This is a genomic window from Maribacter cobaltidurans (assembly GCF_002269385.1).
In the GTDB taxonomy this organism is placed as follows: domain Bacteria; phylum Bacteroidota; class Bacteroidia; order Flavobacteriales; family Flavobacteriaceae; genus Maribacter; species Maribacter cobaltidurans.
Genome location: NZ_CP022957.1, coordinates 559,562 through 582,824 on the forward strand (window position 1 = coordinate 559,562; position 23,263 = coordinate 582,824).

Annotated in this window: 15 protein-coding genes and 1 tRNA gene; 10 read left to right on the forward strand and 6 right to left on the reverse strand. The window is 38.2% G+C overall.

Annotated features, from left to right (window positions below; genetic code table 11):
* Window positions 1–35: 35 nt before the first annotated feature.
* Window positions 36–1,058, forward strand: coding sequence for a glutamine synthetase beta-grasp domain-containing protein (locus tag CJ263_RS02395; protein WP_094995798.1), 1,023 nt, complete (start codon window positions 36–38; stop codon window positions 1,056–1,058).
* A 56-nt stretch (window positions 1,059–1,114) separates the two neighbouring features.
* Here the strand turns inward: CJ263_RS02395 and CJ263_RS02400 are convergent, their stop codons facing one another.
* Window positions 1,115–2,593: a carboxypeptidase-like regulatory domain-containing protein gene (locus tag CJ263_RS02400; RefSeq protein WP_158657056.1), complete on the reverse strand. Its 1,479-nt coding sequence runs from the start codon at window positions 2,591–2,593 to the stop codon at window positions 1,115–1,117.
* Between the two features lie 94 nt (window positions 2,594–2,687).
* Entirely contained in the window at window positions 2,688–3,626 is a 939-nt protein-coding gene (locus tag CJ263_RS02405) for a calcium/sodium antiporter (protein ID WP_094995800.1), read from the reverse strand.
* Between the two features lie 155 nt (window positions 3,627–3,781).
* Between CJ263_RS02405 and CJ263_RS02410 the strand changes: the two genes are divergently transcribed.
* The 4 genes from CJ263_RS02410 to CJ263_RS21200 all read left to right on the forward strand — a co-directional run bounded on the left by CJ263_RS02410 (window position 3,782) and on the right by CJ263_RS21200 (window position 7,859).
* Window positions 3,782–4,141: a BlaI/MecI/CopY family transcriptional regulator gene (locus CJ263_RS02410; protein WP_094995801.1), complete on the forward strand. Its 360-nt coding sequence runs from the start codon at window positions 3,782–3,784 to the stop codon at window positions 4,139–4,141.
* Window positions 4,142–5,830, forward strand: coding sequence for a M56 family metallopeptidase (locus CJ263_RS02415; RefSeq protein WP_094995802.1), 1,689 nt, complete (start codon window positions 4,142–4,144; stop codon window positions 5,828–5,830). It abuts the gene before it with no gap.
* A gap of 467 nt (window positions 5,831–6,297) precedes the next feature.
* Entirely contained in the window at window positions 6,298–7,635 is a 1,338-nt protein-coding gene (locus CJ263_RS02420) for an SPFH domain-containing protein (protein WP_094995803.1), read from the forward strand.
* 71 nt (window positions 7,636–7,706) lie between these two features.
* Entirely contained in the window at window positions 7,707–7,859 is a 153-nt protein-coding gene (locus tag CJ263_RS21200; RefSeq protein WP_094999072.1) for an SsrA-binding protein, read from the forward strand.
* Here the strand turns inward: CJ263_RS21200 and CJ263_RS02430 are convergent.
* Window positions 7,856–8,368, reverse strand: coding sequence for an adenine phosphoribosyltransferase (locus CJ263_RS02430; RefSeq protein ID WP_094995804.1), 513 nt, complete (start codon window positions 8,366–8,368; stop codon window positions 7,856–7,858). The two genes, CJ263_RS21200 and CJ263_RS02430, sit on opposite strands and share 4 nt — an antisense overlap.
* An 80-nt stretch (window positions 8,369–8,448) precedes the next feature.
* On the opposite strand from CJ263_RS02430, the gene CJ263_RS02435 reads away from it, so the two are divergent.
* The 5 genes from CJ263_RS02435 (at window position 8,449) to CJ263_RS02455 (ending at window position 14,674) form a co-directional block, all read left to right on the forward strand.
* Window positions 8,449–8,522 (forward strand) — tRNA-Arg (locus tag CJ263_RS02435).
* A gap of 548 nt (window positions 8,523–9,070) precedes the next feature.
* Window positions 9,071–10,108 carry an amidohydrolase family protein gene (locus tag CJ263_RS02440; protein WP_229702343.1) on the forward strand — a complete coding sequence of 346 codons (1,038 nt, stop codon included), beginning with the start codon at window positions 9,071–9,073 and terminating at the stop codon, window positions 10,106–10,108.
* A gap of 209 nt (window positions 10,109–10,317) precedes the next feature.
* A complete protein-coding gene (locus tag CJ263_RS02445) occupies window positions 10,318–11,253 on the forward strand; it encodes a formylglycine-generating enzyme family protein (protein ID WP_094995806.1) in 936 nt (311 codons plus the stop codon).
* 23 nt (window positions 11,254–11,276) lie between these two features.
* Window positions 11,277–12,623, forward strand: a complete 1,347-nt coding sequence (locus CJ263_RS02450) for a Gfo/Idh/MocA family protein (RefSeq protein WP_094995807.1) — start codon at window positions 11,277–11,279, stop codon at window positions 12,621–12,623.
* 434 nt (window positions 12,624–13,057) lie between these two features.
* The gene (locus tag CJ263_RS02455) at window positions 13,058–14,674 is read left to right on the forward strand and encodes a glycoside hydrolase family 31 protein (RefSeq protein ID WP_094995808.1); all 1,617 of its coding nucleotides are present in this window, start codon (window positions 13,058–13,060) and stop codon (window positions 14,672–14,674) included.
* A 144-nt stretch (window positions 14,675–14,818) separates the two neighbouring features.
* On the opposite strand, the gene CJ263_RS02460 is transcribed toward CJ263_RS02455, so the two are convergent.
* From CJ263_RS02460 to CJ263_RS02470, 3 genes are all read right to left on the reverse strand, one after another.
* Entirely contained in the window at window positions 14,819–15,922 is a 1,104-nt protein-coding gene (locus tag CJ263_RS02460; RefSeq protein ID WP_094995809.1) for an acyltransferase family protein, read from the reverse strand.
* Between the two features lie 186 nt (window positions 15,923–16,108).
* Window positions 16,109–19,645 carry a VCBS repeat-containing protein gene (locus CJ263_RS02465; protein WP_094995810.1) on the reverse strand — a complete coding sequence of 1,179 codons (3,537 nt, stop codon included), beginning with the start codon at window positions 19,643–19,645 and terminating at the stop codon, window positions 16,109–16,111.
* Entirely contained in the window at window positions 19,642–23,109 is a 3,468-nt protein-coding gene (locus CJ263_RS02470; protein WP_158657057.1) for a VCBS repeat-containing protein, read from the reverse strand. The genes CJ263_RS02465 and CJ263_RS02470 overlap by 4 nt, the downstream gene beginning before the upstream one ends.
* Window positions 23,110–23,263 lie beyond the last annotated feature (154 nt).

Genomic DNA, 23,263 nt, shown 5'->3' on the forward strand with positions numbered 1-23,263 from the left:
TCGTCTTTTTAATATGTAATATAACTACCAAAATTATGAGTAAGATTAAATTAGAATACCTTTGGTTAGACGGTTACTACCCAACTCAGAACTTAAGGAGTAAAACCAAAGTAGAAGAGCATGAAAATTTTAAGGGTACATTGGAAGAGCTAAGCAATTGGTCTTTTGATGGGTCCTCTACAAAACAAGCTGAAGGTGGATCTTCCGACTGTTTATTGGTGCCGGTAGCTATTTATCCAGACCCCGCAAGAAAAGACGGATATTTGGTAATGACCGAAGTTATGAATGCAGATGGTACTCCACACGAATCAAATGGTAGAGCTACTATTGATGATGAGGATGATGATTTCTGGTTCGGTTTTGAGCAAGAATATTTCATCATGGATACTAGGACACAGCTTCCTTTAGGGTTCCCAATTGGTGGTTATCCAGCTCCACAAGGTATGTATTACTGCTCAGTTGGCGGTAAAAACACCCATGGTAGGGCTTTGGTTGAGGAGCATGCTGACCTATGTATTGAGGCCGGTCTTAACTTTGAAGGTATAAACCAAGAGGTTGCCTGCGGACAATGGGAATTTCAATTGTTTGCCAAAGGAGCAAAAAAGGCTGGTGATGAAATTTGGGTCGCCAGATATTTATTGCAAAGACTAACTGAATCTTACGGTTACTACATAGAATATCATCCAAAGCCACTTGGAAAGGATATGGACTGGAACGGTTCTGGTATGCACGCGAATTTCTCCAACTCCATTTTACGAAATGCTGGCTCTAAAGATGTTTATGAGAAAATATGTGAAGCTTTTAGACCTGTGGTAAAAGAGCATATTGAAGTTTACGGTGAGTTCAACGATCAACGTTTAACAGGTAAGCACGAAACTGCCTCTATCACTGACTTTAGCTACGGTATATCTGACCGTGGTGCCTCTATTCGTATTCCATTGATTACGGTAGAAAAAGGATGGAAAGGATGGTTAGAGGATAGAAGACCTGCTTCCAACGGTGATCCTTATAAAATTGCGGCTAGAATTATCAAAACTGTGAAGTCTGCCAAAGTTTAAAACACGACTATAATTAATTGTTGAAATGAAAGGCCTTGGATTAATCCAAGGCTTTTTTAGTTTTTGATATTTGGTAACGGGGTGTTCATCCAGTAGTCTTTGAAATTATCGGGCTTATTTATTGGTTGATTCTTGAAAAGCGGCCTGTTCTTCTTCATTAAAAGATTATCCTTTGGTACGATTGAAGATTCCAATTGGAGTTCCTGTACGAAGAATTCCCTGAACTGTTTTCTATTTTCATAATCGGGTTCATTAATTAGATTCCCTTTCTCGTCCTTAATCCGTTTCAGTTCAATTCTTAAATTTTCACTAGTGATTTTATCACGATTTGCCAAATAGATTATTTCCCTGAACAAATCCCGGCTCTTTTTATTATCTAAATCTGGAATTAAAGAAACCTCATTCCCAATAATGGTAATTGCATCGAATTTCAATGGTTCTCCATTAAATATGATGTCATAGTTGGACAATCTACTGGCAGATTTCTCATCCAATAGGTTAGTGAATTCTAAAATGAATTGATTTCTATTGAGGTCTAATGTAGTATCCTCCAATTGTAGTTTTGGAGGAGTGGCCAACCTAAAGGAATTATTCATGGAATGGTAGCTTAGGTACATTTTACCACCTTCTTCAATATATTCTACCTTGGTTTCGAAAAGTATGGTTTTTTCGCTGTCTCCCTTACCTTGCTTTTTATAGGTTATATAATTAAAACCAGTAATAGCAAAATTATCCTGGGTTATATATAGGTCTCCCTTGACTTCCACTTTTGTGCCGAGCAATTCAAAAGAAACGTGGTATAAATATTCACCATTTACGATGACATCTTCCTCTTTGTAAAAGGTATGGTTACGGGTAAAGTCGCTGTCGAATCGATTGACAAAATCAAAAGAATTGATTTTATAGTTCCTAATTGGATTATGAATTCTCAAAATAACAAATTCATTTCCCCCATAACCACTTAAAGTGGCATTGGAAATTGTTTTGGTTCTTTTGGAATAGTCATAAGGCTTCAGTCCCAGGGTGTCAATGGGAAAGTCAGTATTTTGGCGGTAGTCAAAAATTCGAATCTTGGAGGTTTCGTAATCCGAAATATTAAATCCTTGATCATAAACTTGCAGTAAGGCTTCATTTAGATTATTATAGCTCTCATTTTTTAACTGGTAATCACGATAATACCCCACATATGAATAAGGTTCCATTGAAACATTATTAGGTAAATTTTCAATGGCTTTATAAACAATTTCCCTAGCACTAAAATTAACCGCTCTCCTTCTCCTTTTACTTACGGTAACCTCATTCAATTCGAATAAGGCCGGTTTCATATTTATGGCAAGAATTGTTTTATCATTAAACATGGAAAGTGGCACTTCTATTTTTTCATAACCCATAGAGGATATTTCAAGAACCTCGCCCGTTAATTTATGCTTAAGTGGAATTTTAAAGCCGCCATCCGTATTGGATATAACACCTAGGGCCTTACCCTTAATTCTCACCGTAGCAAAAACAACTGGTTGCCTGGATTCAATATCCAAGAGTTGACCCCGGACAAAATCAGATTCTTGTCCATTGCAAATAAATATCCCTAATATTAGACAAAAAAAGGATAAATATTTAACCATCAATAAATTAAGCTAGGGTTACATACACGAAAGATAAATAAATTCCCATAAGAATTATACCATCTCTCCAACCCAAGCGCAATCCCTTGGGAAAAAAGACTAAGGGAAGTATTAAAAAGGATATACCCAACATCCAAAATATATCATTGCTTAAAAGCCTTGAATCAACCACCTCAATAGGAGTAATTAACGAAGTTATTCCCAGCACGGCCAATAGGTTGAAAATATTGGAACCTATTAAATTTCCCAAGGAAATGGCTTTCTCCTTTTTAACGACCGCTATTACGGAAGCGGCCAGTTCTGGAATACTTGTGCCCACCGAGACTATAGTAATGGCTATTACCCTTTCGCTCACCCCAAATGTGGTGGCCAAACCTACAGCTCCTCGAATCAATAATTCCGAGCCTCCCCAAAGAGCGACACCACCCAAACCTAAAAAAAGGACCGTTTTATATAAGGGTAACATAACTGCGATTTCCTCGCCCTCCGAAACCACAGCTTTCTTTTGAAATCGCAATAAGTAAACTAAAAAGAAAAAAAGAAAAATAACCATAATTAATCCCTCGTACCTCTCTATGATTCCATCAGAATAAATAAAGAAGAAAAACAAAAGTGAGGCGACCATCATTACCGGCCAATCCGTGGTATAGAAGCTTTTATTTACATCTATGGGGCTCAATAAGATGGTTACGGCCAGGACCAAACCCAGATTTGCTATGTTTGACCCCACGACATTGCCCAGAGCCAAATCCGGAAAACCACCCAATGCGGCCTTGACACTTACGATAAGCTCAGGGGCAGAAGTGGCAAAGGACACTACGGTCATCCCAATAACAATCTTGGGAATGTTTAATTTCATGGAAAGATCCACAGCCGACTTTAACAACCAATTACCCCCCGCTATCAATAATATTAATCCTAGAAGTACAAAAAGGAAATCTTGCATATATAAGGTTTACCTGCAAATATAAAGGTAGAAGGTTATTTGCACATGAGGGCCACCCATTTAAAATAGAAAAACTACAAATTTCGTTAAATAACTATGAAAATAGTTTCATAACTATGAAAATAGTTATAGGTTTGAAGTTATAAAATCAAAACATGCAAAAATTAACGAACAAGGAAGAGGAGGTCATGAAAATCCTTTGGAGCCTGGAAAAGGCTTTTGTAAAGGAAATCATGGAGGAAATCGAGGGGGAAAAACCGCATTACAACACCCTTTCCACCATTGTGCGCAATTTAGAGGAAAAAGAATATGTAGGCCATGAGGCTTTTGGCAAAACGCATAGGTACTTTCCACTAATCCGGAAAGAAGATTACAGAAAAAAGTTCGTAAACAGCGCTATTGCCGATTATTATGACGATTCCTATAAAAGCATCGTATCCCACTTTGCAAAGGAAGAAAAAATTTCAATCGAAGAACTTAAGGAAATTATTGACCTAATTGAAAAGCGTAACTAAATGGAATCTTTTATTATTTATCTTTTAAAATCTAGTGGATTACTCTGTTTATTCTTCTTAACCCATCAGTTACTGTTAAAAAGGGAAACCCTATTTGTCTTCAACAGGATTTATCTAATTTCAGGTTTAGGTATTTCACTATTATTACCTTTTGTTTATACTGTAAGGACCATTTCTTTAGAATATTCTCCTAAAGGAGAAACTATTGCACCGGCCCTCCCAATGAACGAAATATCCTTTTCCACAAACTCTTGGCCTTTTTTCATTCTGCTCATCTATCTCTTTGGGGCATCTCTCCTTTTGTTTCGATTGATACGAGAGTTTTACCAATTACAGATTCTTTTAAAAAATGGAAGGAACGAATCACAAGGAAAATATAGTTGTGTAGAAAGTAACACCACTATATCACCCTTCTCTTTTTTTAAATGGATTGTTTATAATCCAAAACTTCATTCCAAAAGAGAATTGGACATTATTCTAGAACATGAAAAAATTCATTCAAGGCAACTTCATTCCTTGGATATCCTTTTGATGGAACTGTTTCTTATTCTTCAATGGTTTAACCCCTTCACCTGGTTATATAGAAAATCACTGAAGGAAAATTTGGAGTTTTTGGCAGATGCCCATGTTTACGAATCACAAAAAGACAAAAAAGAATATCAGTACCTATTACTAAAACAGGCCGTTGGCCAACAAAATTTATCAATCGTTAATCCATTTTTCAATTCATTAATCAAAAAACGAATCGTCATGATCAATCAAAATCCATCTAAGAAATTAAAAGCACTAAGAAGTCTATTCATTGTACCTTTTCTGGCTATTTTCCTACTCAGTTTTAACGTTAGGACCAAGTACACGTTCAAGGATACACAACAAAATGTATCCCAGGACAACATCATAGAACTCATTATTGAAAAAACTACAACGGACAAAGAGCTTGTAAAGATTAAAAACGACCTTAAGAAGGACAATATCGACTTCTCGTATACCACAGTACGAAACGAAGACGGAGAAATTTCCTCCTTATCCATACAGGTCTCCGGAAACAATAAAAATGGTACAGAATTCAGCAGTAGCCATAATTCGCAATCGGATAATGACACTATTGACCCAACCTACATTATTATTGATACGGATAACTATAGTATTTCCATAGGCAATGGAAAGAACAACATTCTCCATAAAAGCGAGCATTCAAGTGTATGGATTCAAAAATCCGATGATGCAGAGGGACAAAACGAAATCATCATTAAGAAAATCGACGGTAAAAAACACATAACCATAAATGGTGAAGAAGTATCAGATGAAGATTTAAAAGAAATGGATATCCATGTGGATGACGATTCATTTATACTTATTGATAAGAATGATGAAAATGATTCGAAAGAAAATGTGGTTATCAGAAAGGTGTCCCCAGGTTCCTCCAAACACGTGATTATAAAATCCAATCCCGATGCGGATCATGATGTGGAAATTATTGAAAAAGAGTCCGACGGATTTTTCTTTTTAGATACTGATGGAGATAAAGAACCTATGTTCCTCATTGACGGTAAAGTGAGTACCGAAAAACAGGTTAAAAAACTAGACCCAGGAAACATAAAATCCATTAATGTTATAAAAGGTTCAAAAGCTGTAAAAAAACATGGTAAAAAAGCTGCCAATGGGGTTATTGAAATAACTACCAAATAGGGAAGAGCAACCTTTACTGGACAACTTATTTAGACCGAACCGATTACATGTTCTATTCCATGTAATGGGTTCGGTTTTTTTGTACGCGAAAAAATGAAATCGGATAAAATCAAAGAAATTTTAATGAAAATACCCTACACTTTTTAGCGACCTTCCTTTTTATCCCTACAAAAGTTAAAAAATATAACTTGTTATTCAATAAATACCTACACTTTATTACTTACTCGTAGACAGTGTACAAAATAATATAACACATATTATCATTTAACTTACACTTTTGTATTCAATTGTATCGATTTAACTAAAATCCCTTGTATGGAATGGAAACTCCATTATATATTATTCAAATAATCGATTATAAACAACAATTGTATAACCTAAAACTATAAAAATGATCACTGTCATAAAGCTCATATTGTATCTCATCGTAAGCCTTATTTTGTACAACCTTTAAAACCTGAAAAACCATGTTAACATTTATAGGAATTTTTATTATCATATTTGGATTGCTAAGTTTTTTGGCAAAACCTTTACTTGGAAACACTAAAATTACGGGGTGGATCACTCCCCAACGTAGTCTACAAATAGTATTATTAGGACTTGTTTTAAGCATTGTAACCGGTGCATTTTTTTATGCAGAACCTGGTACCGCCTATGCAGTACAATACCCTTGGGGAGGTCAAAAGGCCGTATTCAGACAGGGCATCCATACTAAAATGTGGGGCAGATTAATCCCCATTCAGTTCGAACTACCCATCAAGTATGTTATTCCAAACTCAAATGGAGAACTTGGGGAACAGAGCGAATATGCAAATGTGGATTATGCAAAATACTGGGCCTTTAGTGATGCCGTAAAAGCGAGAATAGCAACCTCAGTAGTCATCGGCATTAATACCGAGGACGACAACCAGTTTCTGTCAGTCGCAGATCGAAATAAAACGGAACAGAATATGATTCGGTCCCGTATTATTCCAAATATCGATCAGTCCATAAAGAACACCTGTAAGCTCATGGACGCCCAGGACTATATCTCAGGGCAAGCATCGGATTTTGACCGATACTTTAAGGACCAGTTGGAGAATGGCATGTACGTTTTAGAAGAGTACTCGGAAAACCAAAGCCGTGAGATAATCGGCGACAGTAGTACGGTACGAACCGTTATGAACAAGGAAAGTAAACAAAAGCGCTTCCGCATTCAAATTAAGGACGGTGAACCCGTCAGGGAAAAAGGTAACTCCCTTAAAGCCTACGGACTAACCGTAATCCAAGCTGTTGTTACGGAGATAGACTGGGAAGAAACTTTTGATAATCGCTTACAGTTGCAAAAGGAAGAAGTTGCACAGACCCAATTGGAGAAGCAACAAGCAGAGCGTGAATTTTATCGCGCCCAAAAGGAAAAAGCCCGAGGTGAAGCCGATAAAGCCGTGGAGAGAGCCCGTTTGGAAAAAGAGCAGATTCAAAAAACGATTGCTGCGGAAACCGAAGCCAAAGTCGCTGAATTCAATTTGACCAAGGAGAAGAAGCAGTATGAAGTAGAGAAGTTCAAGGCGTTGAGCAAAAAAGTTGCTGCGGATGCGGAGTCTTATCAAAATGCCAAATTGGTTTCTGCCGGTCTTACCCCACAAGAGCGCGCTGAATGGGAGTACAAAACTTCCGTATATGTTGCACGGGAACTAAAAGACCTGAGTCTTCCCGAAATATTTATTGAAGGAGGAACGAAAAAGGCCAGTGATGGCAATTTATTACAGTCACTCATCGGTGCCGATTTAGCCAAAAAAATGATGGACGGCAAAAAGGAGCAGTAACAAACTCACTTTCAAAGATTGCGGTTTAAAACCGCAATCTTTTTTTATGTATGTTTGCTAAAATCAACGTTTTGAAGAAAAGTTTCTTTAAATTTTTAGCAAAGTTGAATAAGGCAATACTTCCCTCCTATTCAGAGAAACAACTGGATTTATCCAAGGCGAGTAAATTTCAACTGGCGATTATCGGGTGGAGATACTATGTTACCACCCGCGCTTTAGATTAGTAGGTAATCAAGGATTTTACCTCAAAAGGTTTGATTTTCTCCCTACCGTTGAGAAAAGAAAGTTCTATCAAAAAATTACACTGCACGATGATACCTCCCAATTTTTCAACCAATTTGGTGGTTGCCAAAGCGGTTCCACCTGTCGCTAAAACATCATCATGAATTAAAACCCTATCCCCTTTGGTAATACCGTCCACGTGAATCTCCAAGGTATCTGTACCATATTCTAAATTATAAGATTCGCTCAAGGTCTTATAAGGTAATTTTCCAGGTTTCCTAATGGGTACGAATCCAGCTTCTAATCGGTCCGCTAGCATAGGTCCAAAAATAAAACCCCTACTTTCCATGCCAATGACTTTGTCTATACCCTCCTTTTTCAAGTCCTTAAGAAGGCAGTCAGCAGCACTACTTAAAGCCTCATGATTCTGTAATAAGGGAGTTATATCTTTAAACATGACTCCCGGTTTTGGGAAATCTGGCACATCTCTTATATAGCTTTTAAAATCCATGTATTATAAAGGGTCTTAATTTTGTGGTAAATGTAAAAAGAAATATATTTGCACCCCGCTTTAGGGAAAATTGAAAAAATGGCCTCGTGGCGCAACTGAATAGCGCATCTGATTACGGCTCAGAAGGTTACAGGTTTGAATCCTGTCGAGGTCACTAGGAGGAAACTCCAAATAGAGGGAAAACCTTGCAAAATCTATGATTTGCAGGGTTTTGTCGTTTTTTGGACCATCATTTTAATTTGATTTGGTTTCAATTCTTAAAAATTCACAAACTAAAATGCCAAGGCTGAACTTTTTAAACGGATTACCGTAAATGGTAAGTGCGCGAATATCGGCCTAAAAAGAAGAGCCCCGTACATCAATGAGATGTTAACGCCAAAAAAGTCCTAGGTAATTAGTCCGTGGCCAAGCAAACCAACTATCACATTGGTCAGGTCCAATCAAGAATTTACAATATCTACCAAGAGCTTAAATATAAAAATGGGCTCATCACCACCCAATTGAGCCAATGATTTGATTTTATGTGGGGTAAAAAACGGGGACACTTTAAAAAGAGTAAGTATTCGACATAAACTAACTTAAAAATTCAAAAAATATCTTATATTTAATTTCGAAAAAAACTAATTAACTTTCTAATTATATAAAATGAAAAATTTATTCTTTCTTTTCATTGTGTTTTCTTTTGTTTCATGCAAGCAAAAAATGACCAATAGAGAAACAACCAGTGAAGTCGATGTTACCCCTGAAAGCGATGAGGTCGAAATAATAGATGTCCACTCCCATTTTCAAAAGGACCGGGACTATTTTATCGATTTCATGAAGAATCGTAAGATGAAAACGATTTTGGTGGATGTTGCAATGCATAACGCTACAGACTCTAGCAAAGTTGAACGCAGTTGGGACGACTATGTGGCCTTAGCAGAAAAGCACCCAAATCTTTTTTGGCTATGTTCCTCTTTAATGGGCCTAGGAATCGATGAGCCCGATTTTGCCCAAAAAGAAATAGAGCGCCTAAAAAAGGAAATTGCCCAAGGCGCACGCATGGTCAAGGTCTGGAAAAACTTTGGAATGGTCACAAAGGACAATTCAGGCAAATACATTCAAATAGATGATCCCAGACTTCAGCCTATTTGGGATTTTCTAAAGGAACAAAACATACCTGTCATGGCACATATAGCAGAACCCGTACAAGCCTGGAGACCACTAAATCCCAATAGCCCTCATTTTGGCTATTATAGCGACCATCCAGAATACCATGCCTATAATTTCCCCAAGATACCCTCTTATGAGACCATCATAGCCGCAAGGGACAATTGGATTTCGAAAAATCCCGATTTACAAATCTTATGTGCCCATATAGGAAGTATGTCTCATGATGTCGATATGGTCGCGGAACGTTTAGATAACTACCCGAACATTAAAGTGGAATTAGCAGCAAGATTCGGGGACCTTGCCGCCCAAGATTCTAAAAAAGTAAGGGCATTTATGGAAAAATATCAAGATCGTATCCTCTTTGGTACCGACTTTGGAAACAGTACAAATCAGCTAGACCTAAATGTCGAGGAACTAACTCGCGAAAAAGAGGACTTGGCAGCAGATTATGATTTGTTGCGCACCTATTTAAGTACTTCCGATTCGGTATTGATAAGGGGGCAGTCCAATGTTGGTCTTTCCCTACCGAAGGAAGTACTCGAAAAAATATATGTTACCAATGCAATGGACTTGTTGAAACTCAAGTAAGGCCATTATCCGAATGTCATCATTGTCAACCAATCAAAATTAAACGTTGTACCGTCCTACACCCGAACCCTTCCGGAAGTATCCGGATATCGATTGTAATATTCCGGTGTCGTTACTGAAATGTAGAGCAACCCGAAGAATTGACTTAAAAAATTGTATTTTTATCCATGCACTTAATTGACCGATTTCCCCTGTTTTTAATCACATTAATGGGATTAACCCCAGTATTTTCGCAAAATGAAAGCTTAAAGGACTTCACCCAGACCATTGAAGGTTCCAAACTGGAAATAGAAATGGTTGCGATACCATCAGGACGTTTTAACATGGGGAGTCCTGCTTCAGAAGAACACCGCAATTCGGATGAAGGGCCAGTCCATGAGGTATCCCTTAACTCCTTTTGGATTTCGAAATATGAAATTACATGGGAGTTGTACAATCTTTTTGTAAATCGGGCCATCGATGGTAACAATGACCCTAACATCGCTACAGATGTAAATATCGATATTGATGCCATTTCTGGTGCCACTATCCCTTATGTGGATATGAGTTTGGGTATGGGAACCAGTGAAGGTTTGCCTGTGGGCAATGTCACCCAATATGCGGCATCACAATTTTGCAAATGGCTTTCCGCTAAAACCGGACATTTTTATAGGTTGCCCACAGAGGCGGAATGGGAGTACTGCGCTCGTGCGGGTACGTCAACCGCCTATCATTTTGGTGATGACCCAAACGATTTGAATGACTACGCCTGGTCCTATGGAAATAGCGAAGACACTTATCATCAAGTTGGTCAAAAAAAACCTAATCCTTGGGGGCTATATGATATGTATGGCAACGTTGCGGAATGGACCTTGGACCAATATGTGCCAAACATTTATAAAAGTAGAAAAGGGACTACTGTATCACCATTTGAAATAGCCAATAAAACCTACCCACGTTCCGTTCGAGGAGGGTCATATAATGACGACCCTGAATATCTAAGAAGTGCCGTCCGTCTAGGGTCCAATGAAAATTGGAAAATGCGCGACCCTCAATTTCCAAAAAGTAAATGGTGGAATACCGATGCCCCTTTTGTAGGCTTCCGTATTGTTCGTGATCCCAATGTACCCAAAGAAAGTAAAATAAATAACTATTGGGGCCAGTAGCCCTTAAATTAAAAAAGTGATTCATGAAAAGTTCAAAGAACAAAACCGATGTAAACCCAAATACTTCCAGAAGGGGATTTTGTAAAAACACAGCTCTTGTAGGCGCAGGTATGCTCCTACCTGGATTGGAGATGAGTGCTATGGTCAATGTTTTAAACAATAAGAAATTAAAACTTGCCGTGGTCGGTTGTGGCGGACGTGGCACTGGTGCTGCCAACCAAGCCTTAAAGGCCGATGAAAATATAGAATTGGTGGCTATGGCCGATGCTTTCCAAGACCAATTGGACAATAGTCTTATGAACCTTCAAAAAGAATTTGAAGGCACCAAAAAAGTCAATGTTAAGGATGCCCATAAATATGTGGGTCTGGATGCCTATAAAAAAGCCATAGATATGGCAGATGTGGTCATTTTAGCAACTACGCCCGGTTTTAGACCGTACCACTTTGAATACGCCATAAATGCAGGAAAACATGTATTCATGGAAAAACCGGTGGCCGTAGATGCACCGGGAATCCGTAAAGTATTGGAAATGGCCAAGGTGGCCAAAGAAAAAAAATTGAACGTCGTGGTTGGGCTGCAGCGCCATTATCAGAACAATTATTTGGCCATTGCGGACAAAATAAAAGAAGGTAGTGTAGGTAAAATAGTTTCTGGCCAGGTCTATTGGAACAGTGCCGGTGTTTGGGTAAGACCAAGAAAAGAAGGGCAAACAGAACTTGAATATCAAATGCGCAACTGGTATTACTTTAACTGGCTTTGCGGGGACCATATATTGGAACAACATATACACAATATAGATGTAGCCAACTGGTTCATTGGCGAGTATCCCATCTCAGCACAGGGCATGGGGGGAAGACAAATAAGAACAGGAAAGGACCATGGCGAAATATTTGATCACCATTTTGTTGAGTTCACCTATCCTAGTGGGGCGGTCATTGCCAGCCAATGTCGTCACCAACCTGATACTTGGTCCAAAGTGGGAGAGAATTTTCAAGGTACGAAAGGTAGTATTGAAATGAACGATGCCGGTGCCGCCAGTATTGTTGGATTGGACGGTGAAAAAATGTTCGATTACCGCAATCGTAACGACCCTAATCCTTACCAAGTGGAGCATGACCGATTATTCGCATCCATCCGAAACAATGAGGTTATCAGTGATGCAGAGAATGGTGCAAAAAGTACCATGACAGCAATTATGGGACGTATGGCGACCTACTCCGGAAAAGTGATTACCTGGGAAGATGCCTTGGCATCTACAAAGCTACTGATGCCCAGTGAGATTACTTGGGAATCGACCCCTCCAAGTGTTCCGGGACCGGATGGATTATACCCTATTCCGACGCCAGGAGTTACAGATGTTTTGAGTTAGGTTTTAAATTATCAACCCATAATATTATTTTTCTAAAATTCAATAACAATACTTAAATATTTAAGGTAATATGGGTGTTGAGCTTTAGCGTAAATCTTAAAACAAACCTTTAAGTAAAGCATTAAGGCTTACGAGCTTAAGTCGTTAAACTAACTTATCGAACGGGATAATGATTTATTCCTAAAAGAAAAAACTTTGTGTATGAAAATCATAGCTTCATGGGTCGGGTTTTATCGCCTTTAAAATCTAGATATTCTGGGAGATTTCAATTTATATAAGTTTGTAGGATCCAAATTACATACTTGAAATATGTGCAACTGTTTTATATATCACATTGGAAAAAACGAAATAATCATAGATTTTCTTACAATATGAACTTTGGTCATAAAACAAGAATGATTTTCACCCCTACACTTAAATTGAACACTTAGAGAATGAGAAAAACACTGTTGGTTTTATTGATAGTAATGTCAACTTTTAAAGCATTTACCCAACACGGGGAAAAAGTTGAAATAGCAATGCTAAAAGGCGAGTATTGGTGGGGTGGGCTTAGTGCTATTGGTTATAATACCCCTTATGATTCAACTAGCATTGCAACCCTTGATCTTTGGGGAGATAATAAAGGAAACCAAGCACAACCTTTACTTCTGTCAAGCAAAGGAAGGTATGTTTGGAGTGAATATCCAATAAAGTATTCCTTTGAGAAAGGAAAAATAACCGTAACCACCAGATCTGGAGAAATCCAATTTGGAAGTGCCGGTAAGAATTTGTTGGATGCTTTCAACTTTGCCGTTTCCAATTTTTTTCCTCCAAATGGAAAAATTCCTGATGAACTTTTATTTACAAAACCACAATATAACACTTGGATAGAACTGACCTATAACCAAAATGAGGATGACATTTTAGAATATGCCCAGGCAATAATCGATAAAGGATACCCCCCTGGAGTACTCATGATAGATGACAACTGGCAGGAAAGCTATGGCACATGGGAGTTTTCCCCAAGACGATTCAAGGACCCGAAATCAATGATTAAAAAACTCCACAATATGGGTTTTAAGGTTATGCTATGGGTATGCCCTTTTGTAAGTGCAGATACTGAAGTTTTCAGACATTTAGCAAAAGAAGGAATGTTGTTGCTGGATGGAGATAAAACACAGGAGGTATTATGGGCAAACACAAAAAACAAAGCGGCAATCATTCGCTGGTGGAATGGGGCAAGTGCTTGCCTAGATTTAAGCAATCCAAAAACACAGGACTGGTTTGAAGATAGACTAAAATATTTGATGGATGAATATGGAGTTGATGGATTCAAATTTGATGCAGGCGATGCCGATTTTTACACGAATGATATTTTGTCATTTGTACCGGGATTAAGTCCAAATGATCATACAACTTATTTTGCAAAATTGGGATTGCAGTTTCCTTTGAATGAGTATAGAGCGTCTTGGAAAATGGCAGGGTTGCCCTTAGCACAGCGACTAAGGGATAAAAATCATAATTGGAATGACCTTCAAAAACTTATTCCAGATTTAATGTCTCAAAGTATTATGGGCTATGCATACACATGTCCTGATATGATTGGTGGAGGTGAATATCAATCATTTCAAAATGTTACCACTATAGATGAAGAATTGGTGGTGCGTTCCGCCCAAGTACACGCCCTGATGCCAATGATGCAATTTTCTGTTGCACCTTGGCGGGTCCTTTCAGAAGAAAACAACAGAATATGCCTTGAAGCCGCTTTACTGCATGTTAAAATGGGGCCATTAATTCTAAATTTGGCAAAAAAAGCTTCAAGGACCGGGGAACCCATCGTAAAACCAATGGCCTTAGCATATCCAAATAGTGGTTATGAAAACATAAATGACCAATTTGTGCTAGGGGATCAAATATTAGTTGCTCCTGTTGTTCAAAAAGGAAGGCGTAATCGCAAGGTAATTTTACCAAAAGGCACATGGACAGATGATAAAGGTAAAAAATACAGAGGAGGAAGATCCGTTGAAATTGAAGTTCCCATGAATCGCATACCCTACTTTACCAAGAAATAATAATAAGTTTATATAGGACAAGGCAAAAACAAATATAAGTTTTCAAATGTAGAACCGCACAGCCCTTATGGCCTCCACTTCCTCAATTCCAAATCGGCTATGGCACGTATTAAAATTTTTAAAATCCGAACAATTAAAAGAAGGTCAAATTTTAAAATAAATTTTGTGCTTATTTAAAAAGTAAGTTATATACCAGAAAATGAAGAGCACAAAGAGGGCATTTAGGACAAGTATCAAGTCTTCAGGAAAGTTGAGTGCACCAAAAATTCCTTCAGTAAATATTAGCCCGAAACCTCTAAACCATTGTATGCCCACTGTTTCCGAAAACAGATAAATAAAAATAGAATTGGTACCTACAACAGCAAAAATCTGCAACCATTTTTTATGATTATTACGTACGTCTATATACCAATAGAATAAAGCCAAGGCTAAAAGGGTATATCCACCAGAAACCAAGGTAAACGAAGTTGTTGCTATTCTTTTTACAATAGGAGTTATACCCGTCAAATCTAGCATATAGCCACTTAGTAGTAAAATAAAAGCCCCTATCACGAACAATTTCAATTTCTCATGTTCTGAACGTTTTGACAGTAATAATTGTCCACAAACAACGCCCCATATAGTGTGTGCGGCTGTTGGGATGAAATTTATGGTGACCCAACCGCCATTATTAATTTTGCCCATCAAAACCATATCCATGAAGGATCCAAAGCTCTCCCCATTATTATACGGATTCTGGAAGTCATACATTCTATACAATACCTCTGTAAGAACAAGCAATCCCACGGATATTAAAAGCTGATATTTATGGGGAAGGTTCATAATCGCATATGCAATAAGAATTGTGAATGCCAATTGTACCAATACGTTCCATAATTCCCAAACCAACTCATGACTATAGACACAGTGCAATAAAACACCAAACGAAAACAATAGAAAACAACGCTTAAGGATATGTTTGGTTACTTCACCTCTAGAACCCATTGCAAGCCTTTTTCGCAAAGAAAATGGCATGGCAACTCCCACAATGAACATAAAAAATGGTTGAATCAAATCCCAAAAACGCAGCCCGTGCCATGGATGATGGTGTAATTGCAATGCCACGGGCTCTAAGAAGGTATCCTTGGCAAAATCATAAAAATTGTGATGGAAACCGGCCGCTTCCGCAATGAGTAAAAACATGGTGAAGCCCCTAAAGACATCTAATGAGAATAAACGATTGGATAATTTTTGGTTTGATACTTCCATGGTTGATTATTTATGGGTTGGTTATCTTTCTTCGACTATTAAAAAGAATTACTCTAATTTTTAAAGATGTGTTATTCCGTTTGCTAACGTGTGTTGCGCTTATAAGGCTATTCGGAAAAAAATCCGAACCTTTTACTATGGCCTCCCTGATAAGATTGTATCGCAATGAAAAGTGCTGGACACTCTTTACTGCAATGAATCATTATCATACACCGTTCTAATATTGCCTTGGTTATCCTTCAATTTTATGGCCTTAATAATATCATTCAAAAGGATACTCCTGCTGTTTTGCGACAAGTAACCCTCACCGAGATAAAATTCCCGTTTGTAGCTTGTGCCATTATTTAAAACAATCTCGGCACTTACTATATTTGCAGGAACCTTGATACTGCTGAAAAGGCCTTTTTCTTGATTATTAAGTTCAAAGATTTTTAAAGCAGCATCATTATTGGCCACAAGCACATACATAGTACCTTCTGCATTGGTTAATCTAGTCAATGCACTGGCGTCCCAATCATTAAAAAAACCACTTTTCTCGATAGGTAAGGTTGAGAATTGTCCTTTACCATTTCCTTTTAAAACAATTCCCTTTATGGCATCATACCTTCCTATCGAGACTTCTGTCGTATATGAATTACCTGTTAATAATGCATCTAAATTACCATCACGATCAAAATCTTCAACAAGGATACCTTCAATTGGACCTATTTGACAGCTTTTAGGCAAAGCTTTAATTGAAAATTGTCCATTACCTAAATTTTCCAAAAATGAACTTTCAAAAAGACTGCTTCGCAATATGTAGCTACCTTCTATTTCTTCTGGGAGGAAGGCTTCTTTAAAGGTAACATCCGAATAGGATTCATAGGTTTTAAAGCGGGCCCTCATGGCATTTATTTGACCAATAATCTCATCCCGTGAGTGTACAATATATTCATCTCCATCAGTGTAATAGCTCATCACTGGGTCTATTTTCCCATTTTTATCAAAATCCTTGGCATAAATAGACACGGGTGTGTTCTTTGAAACATTATATCTATTGTTTAGACCCACATTACCCAAGAGATAATCAATGTCACCATCATTGTCAAAATCGCCACCCACCAAGCTATTCCACCATCCGCTAGTATCCAACAAACCGGCCTTTTCTGGAGCTATATGTACTAATTTACCTTGGTTGTTATGAAATAGGGTAATGGGCATAAATTCACCTACAACCATAAGGTCTGTCCAGCCATCATTATCATAATCGCTCCATAGGGCCGAGGTAACCATGGTAAGTTTACTCCAATTATCTATGGAAGCACTAATATCTTTAAACCCCATTTTTCCCGTTTTGGAATCCAAAATATTTTCCAGTAGATAACTTTTTGCGGGTGTTGGATAAGATCCCGGGGTTACTCTTCCACCAATAAATAAATCCAAATCGCCATCATGATCAAAATCCGAAGCCGTAACCACTGAACCACTGGAATTTATATCTGGAAAATCAAAAAAGCGAGTAAAATTACCTGAACCGTCATTGATGTATAGGCGATCTTGATAAGATGGACGTTCATTATCCAATGAAACCCCTCCACTTACTACGTATAAATCTAGGTCTTCGTCTCCATCCGCATCAAAGAAAAGCGCACCCATATCTTCAAAATGGGCTTCTGGGGTAAAGGAGCTAGTACTAAATTGCCCCATAGAATTTTGCAAGAACAACTTTCCTGGAAATCCTGCAGCACCCCCAATATAGAAATCATCCATATCATCATTGTTAACATCGCCTACGGCAATTCCAGGTCCATTTCGAGAGTGCATATGAGGTAAAATAGATTGAATCTTAAAATCTACCATAGGGTCTTCCTTATGGTTATAAGATATCTCCAAGGAATCCGTAACATTAGTGAACAAAGGAGAATCATAACTTCCAGCGCCTATTGCACCCTCCTTGATCTTTGCCGATGATTGATTGAGTGTCAACAACTGATTGGCCTTTACATTGGTCAGTATTTGTTCCCTTTCGTCTGGCCAGGTAATTTTAAGGGAATCAATGGAGTTGTATTTTCCAATGCCAAAATGCACGGTACGGTCAACCGCAGATTCGTATCCCCGACTAAGATAATGTTCATAGTATTGGGTAATGCTGTCTGTCGTAATTTGGATAGTGGAACCTATGCCGTCCAGGTTACCCTTCTGGCCTTTTAGTTGTATACGCAAATAATTTCTGTCCCCAAATACGTCTGCAGTGTTCTCAAATAAAAAAGCCGGTTGATTTACATTGTTTACGATTAAATCCAAATCCCCATCATTGTCCAAATCAGCATAGGCAGCCCCATTCGAGCAACTGGGCGTATCAATGCCCCACGCCTCAGTTACATTTTCAAAAGTAACATCTCCCTTATTTCGATAGGCATAATTATTCAATTTGGCGGCTGGCAAATTACGAATGGATTCAAGTTTCTTCCGAAGCTTGGCTTCGTAATCACCCAAAGGATTGTCATAGATATTTTGATAGTTGATATAATCCAAGTTCCCCAGATCCCTTAAAAACCCGTTGGTCACATAAAGATCCTTAAAACCATCATTATCATAATCCGCTAAAAGGGGGCTCCAGCTCCAATCCGTACTACTGACCCCTGACATAAAACCGATTTCACTGAACTCTCCCATACCCCTATTAAGTTGTAATGTATTACGACTATACTGTGGATCATATCCTGCATTCAACATCAATTGAAACCTATCATATCCTGTGGATGAAATAATTAACTTTTGTCTTTTATTGTCTTCGGGTCTCATATCCAGCACGAGTATATCAGACTTACCATCATTGTTAATATCGGCTACATCATTTCCCATCCCGGCATAGGAGGTATGGTTAATGTATTCACTGAGTTTATTTTTAAAAGTTCCGTCTTTCTGGTTAATGTAAAGTAAATCACTACCTATGAAGTCGTTGGATATATAAATGTCTGGCCAACTATCATTGTTGATATCCGAAACACCTATTCCTAGGCCATACCCTTCCGTAAGTATTCCGGCATCCATAGTCACATCTTTGAACGTCCCATTCCCCTCATTTCTGTATAGGCGGTCATTGCTTATGGATTCACCGTTCAGCTTTCTTTGTTGACTTACATTAACACTTTGTTCGTAAGCCGCTGGATTGACCAATAAATACATGTCCAAATCTTGGTCTTTATCATAATCGAAGAATGCAGCGTGCATGGATTGCCTGGTATCCGCGAGGCCATATTCCGAAGCCTTTTCTTCAAAAGTTAAATCACCCTTATTTATATACAACAAATTAGCTCTCTCGGATTCTTGAGCTCCTCCAGATACACATAAATAAATGTCCAACAATCCGTCTTGATTGATATCTACCATAGTAACCCCTGTTCCCCAACTGGAATTAAGAATTCCAGCCGTTTCACTGATATCCTCAAACTTAAGCCCCCCTTTGTTCAAAAAGAGTCGCCCGGATACCATATTACCACTTAAATAAACATCCGGTAAACCATCATTGTTAATATCCCCTACCGCTACCCCTGCACCTGTATATATGTTCATGAATTCAAACACATTGACGCTGTCATTCTCAATGATCGTATTTTCAAATTCCAAACCGGTATCTTTTGGCGATAGCAGTCTAAACAATTTAGGATCCTTACGACCACAGGAAATAACAATGGAAAATATTCCTATTAGAACAACTAGCGATGCGTAACTCCTTTTCATTGAACTGGCCCTATTTCTTGTTCATTACCCTGATTATCAATAACAATTACGGAAGTAGCATTCCTTGGAATTGGAAATACCCTACTGGGTTGGGACAAATATCCAGAGGAACGAAGGAATTCAAATCTCTGAACCGAACCATCTGCATGTTTGATTATTGCTGCAACCTCATTGTCTTTGGGATGATAAAATTTAGCTGACGGGCCCTCATATTCCATAACAGCAAGAGGTCCGTTGTTGATCCCAGCTAATATAAGCTCCTGATCTCCATATCTAAGATTGACCAATGACTTGGCATCCCCTTTTACAAAAAAACCACTTTCTTTAGATTCAATAAGCCTAAAGTTCCCGGTTCCATTACCCGCTAGAAACCAACCAATGGAGGCATCATATTGCCCTGAAAATACTTCACCGCTATAAAAATTGCCCACAGCAAGTACATCCAAATGACCATCATTGTTATAATCGCCCACCAAGGTGCCATACATCGGAGCTGTTTGCGCCATTTTGGGTAATGTGGATAGCTTAAACTTACCATTTCCCAAATTCTCCAAATAGCTATTGGCAAAGGTCTCACTTTTAACAATGTAAGCGTTCTCCAGTTCCTCTTCCAGAAAGGATTCCTTAAAAGTAGCTTCTGCATAATCGGCATAGGTCCTAAACCTAGCCCTCATGGCCGTAATTTGCTTGATAAGGTCGTTTCGTGTGTGGGCCACATATTGCTCCCCTTTTATATAATAGCTCATTACCGGATCAATCTGTCCATTTTTATCGAAATCCTTGGCGTAAATACGAAGGGGTTCCTCCGAACTTATTTCGTAGCGATTATTCAAACCAAAGTTTCCAAGAATATAGTCCATATCACCATCCTCATCAAAATCTCCAGTACTTATGCTGTTCCACCAACCATGACTATTTTTAAGATTGGCTGTATCCGTTATTTCCTTTAATACCCCCTTGGTATTCTCAAAGATACGTATGGGCATAAATTCCCCGACCACAATCAAATCAGGCCAATTATCATTGTTGAAATCGGTCCACAGTGCGGCCGTTACCATTCCCAAATCCTTCAATTGGGCATTACTTACATCTTCATCAAATGTTATTTTCCCATTCTTGCTATTGTTTTTTAGAAGTGTGCTTTGGGGAATAAGGGGATATTCCCCCGGGCTCACCCTTCCGCCAACAAAAAGATCCATTAAACCATCCCGATCATAATCTGCCGAAGCCACTACAGCACCACTAGCACTGTTTTTGGGCAAACCATAATTTCTTTTAAAAGTGCCCATACCGTCATTTTCATAGAATCGGTCCTCATATAGTTCATTGTTTTCGTTAAAACTACTGCCCCCACTAACCACATATAAATCCTGATCACCATCGTTATCCGCATCAAAAAACAAAGAGCCCATGTCTTCATATTCTGGGGCTTGGAGACTTATTGTGTCAAATTGCCCATCCCCCTGCTGTATCATAAGGGCTCCCGATTGTCCTGCGGCACCTCCAACAAAAAAATCTTCCAATCCGTCTCCATTAATGTCCGCAACAGCAAGACCCGGCCCGTTTCTGGAATGCATGTGCGGCAATAAGGCCTGGACCTTATAATCCACAAAATTATCTTCCTGATGGACAAAATGAATTAAGGTAGTGTCTTTGGGATAGAATTTATACGGAGTCCCTTCGTTCGCCTTAATCTGATTTGAATCCAATTCCGATGCCTTTTTGTAATCTAGGTCATACTCCTGACCAGTAAGAAGATCCTTCAAAATCTGCTTTTTACCATCTGGCCAAGTAACAATAACCGTATCTATTTTTTTGACATCACCTAGCCCAAAATGCATTCCAGGCTCCACAGAGGAAAGATAACCCCTATAGGGCGTGTTATACCCAACTTGTTTTTTTTGACTGTAGCGAATTTCAACTTGACTCCCAAGGCCATCCCTATTTTTGGAAGTTCCATTAAATTTAAATCGAATATAATTCCTTAATGGATTTTGGTCACTCTGATTTTCATATAATCCCGCAGGATCATCAATATTATTTACAACCAAGTCCAAATCCCCATCATTATCAAAATCTGCATAAGCGGATCCATTGGAATACGTTGGTTCATTAAAACCAGCTTTTTCCGTAATATTTTGAAATCCTAATTCACCATTATTTCTATAAAAATAGTTTTTGATCTTAATTTCCGGTAGCTTATTCAATTCATCTATTCTAGCTTTTCTATTGGCTTCTTCGGTACCCATCGTAAGTATAGTGTTGCCATAATCCATAAAGTCCAGATTGGTGACATCTTGCCTATAGCCATTGGTAATATAAAGGTCCCTAAAACCATCTTGATCAAAATCCGCAATAAGTGGGCTCCAACTCCATTCGGTAGCAGAAACTCCTACCATTTGACCTATCTCACTAAAAGTTCCGTTTCCGTTATTTAACTGTAACGTATTCCTAATGTATTGAGGTTCATATCCAAATGACACCCCTAAATTAAACTGATCATACCGGTTGCCAACCATGGTAAGTTTCAAGCGTTTGTTTTCCTCTGGTAGCATATCAAGTACCACAACATCCATGAGACCATCATTATTGATATCTGCTATATCATTGCCCATACCGTTGAAGGTCAAATGTTCAAAATACTGGTTTATTTCATTTTCAAATGTTCCATCTTTTTGGTTAATATAGAGTATATCCGGAGTAAGAAAATCATTGGAAATATAGACATCGGGCCATCCATCTGCATTAAAATCGAATATTTCCACTCCAAGGCCAAAACCTTCAATTAAAATATTGGCATCCTTAGACACATCCGTGAAAGTGTTATCGCCGTTGTTTCTGAACAATTTGTCCATAGACGGAGCCTTACCCGTTTTTTCCAATGGTCGCGCTGTATTGCGATTAAAGTCAACCAATGCATTATTTAGCAAGTACATGTCCAAATCCCCATCCAAATCATAATCAAAAAAAGCTGCTTGTACAGAATATGCATCATCATCTAAACCCCACTCTGCCGCAGATTCGGTAAAGGTCAAACCTTGGCCTTTACTACTATTATTTATAAAAAGTAAATTTGCCTTTTCTTCGCTAGTAGCACCACGAGGTCCACCTCGGCTAATATATATATCAGGATAATTGTCTTGGTTTATATCCACTATAGCTACTCCATTTGACCAATTTTTTGTTCCTGTTTTGGAGGATGATGTAATGTCCTCAAATTGCCAATTACCTAAATTTCTATATAATGTATTGCTAGACATATTGGCAGTAAAGTATATATCCTGCAAGCCATCCAAATCGAAATCGGCCACCCCAACTCCAGCCCCATTATACATATATTCAAAATCAAGAACCGTCAACTCGTCTGATAATACAAGTTCATTCGAAAAATGAATCCCCGTTTCCTGCGGTGTCTTTATCTTAAATAAAGGAGTGGTCTTATCGCATCCTATATTTAAAAGCACTAAAAATATGGCTAAGCAATTCTTTAAGCTTTTATTTAAACGACTGGAAAACAACATCATTCACAAAATTGGTTTTTCCTATACAAAACAATCCAATCTAGAAACTGTAGATTGGATTGTCAAATTAAAATAAACTAACTCAACTATATTAACA

Excerpts from the sequence above, each read along its gene's own strand:
- CJ263_RS02395 (WP_094995798.1), top strand. The coding sequence starts at position 36 with ATGAGTAAGATTAAATTAGAATACCTTTGGTTAGACGGTTACTACCCA.
- CJ263_RS02405 (WP_094995800.1), bottom strand. The coding sequence starts at position 3,626 with ATGCAAGATTTCCTTTTTGTACTTCTAGGATTAATATTATTGATAGCG.
- CJ263_RS02410 (WP_094995801.1), top strand. The coding sequence starts at position 3,782 with ATGCAAAAATTAACGAACAAGGAAGAGGAGGTCATGAAAATCCTTTGG.
- CJ263_RS02415 (WP_094995802.1), top strand. The coding sequence starts at position 4,142 with ATGGAATCTTTTATTATTTATCTTTTAAAATCTAGTGGATTACTCTGT.
- CJ263_RS02420 (WP_094995803.1), top strand. The coding sequence starts at position 6,298 with ATGTTAACATTTATAGGAATTTTTATTATCATATTTGGATTGCTAAGT.
- CJ263_RS02430 (WP_094995804.1), bottom strand. The coding sequence starts at position 8,368 with ATGGATTTTAAAAGCTATATAAGAGATGTGCCAGATTTCCCAAAACCG.
- CJ263_RS02440 (WP_229702343.1), top strand. The coding sequence starts at position 9,071 with ATGACCAATAGAGAAACAACCAGTGAAGTCGATGTTACCCCTGAAAGC.
- CJ263_RS02445 (WP_094995806.1), top strand. The coding sequence starts at position 10,318 with ATGGGATTAACCCCAGTATTTTCGCAAAATGAAAGCTTAAAGGACTTC.
- CJ263_RS02450 (WP_094995807.1), top strand. The coding sequence starts at position 11,277 with ATGAAAAGTTCAAAGAACAAAACCGATGTAAACCCAAATACTTCCAGA.
- CJ263_RS02455 (WP_094995808.1), top strand. The coding sequence starts at position 13,058 with ATGAGAAAAACACTGTTGGTTTTATTGATAGTAATGTCAACTTTTAAA.
- CJ263_RS02460 (WP_094995809.1), bottom strand. The coding sequence starts at position 15,922 with ATGGAAGTATCAAACCAAAAATTATCCAATCGTTTATTCTCATTAGAT.
- CJ263_RS02465 (WP_094995810.1), bottom strand. The coding sequence starts at position 19,645 with ATGAAAAGGAGTTACGCATCGCTAGTTGTTCTAATAGGAATATTTTCC.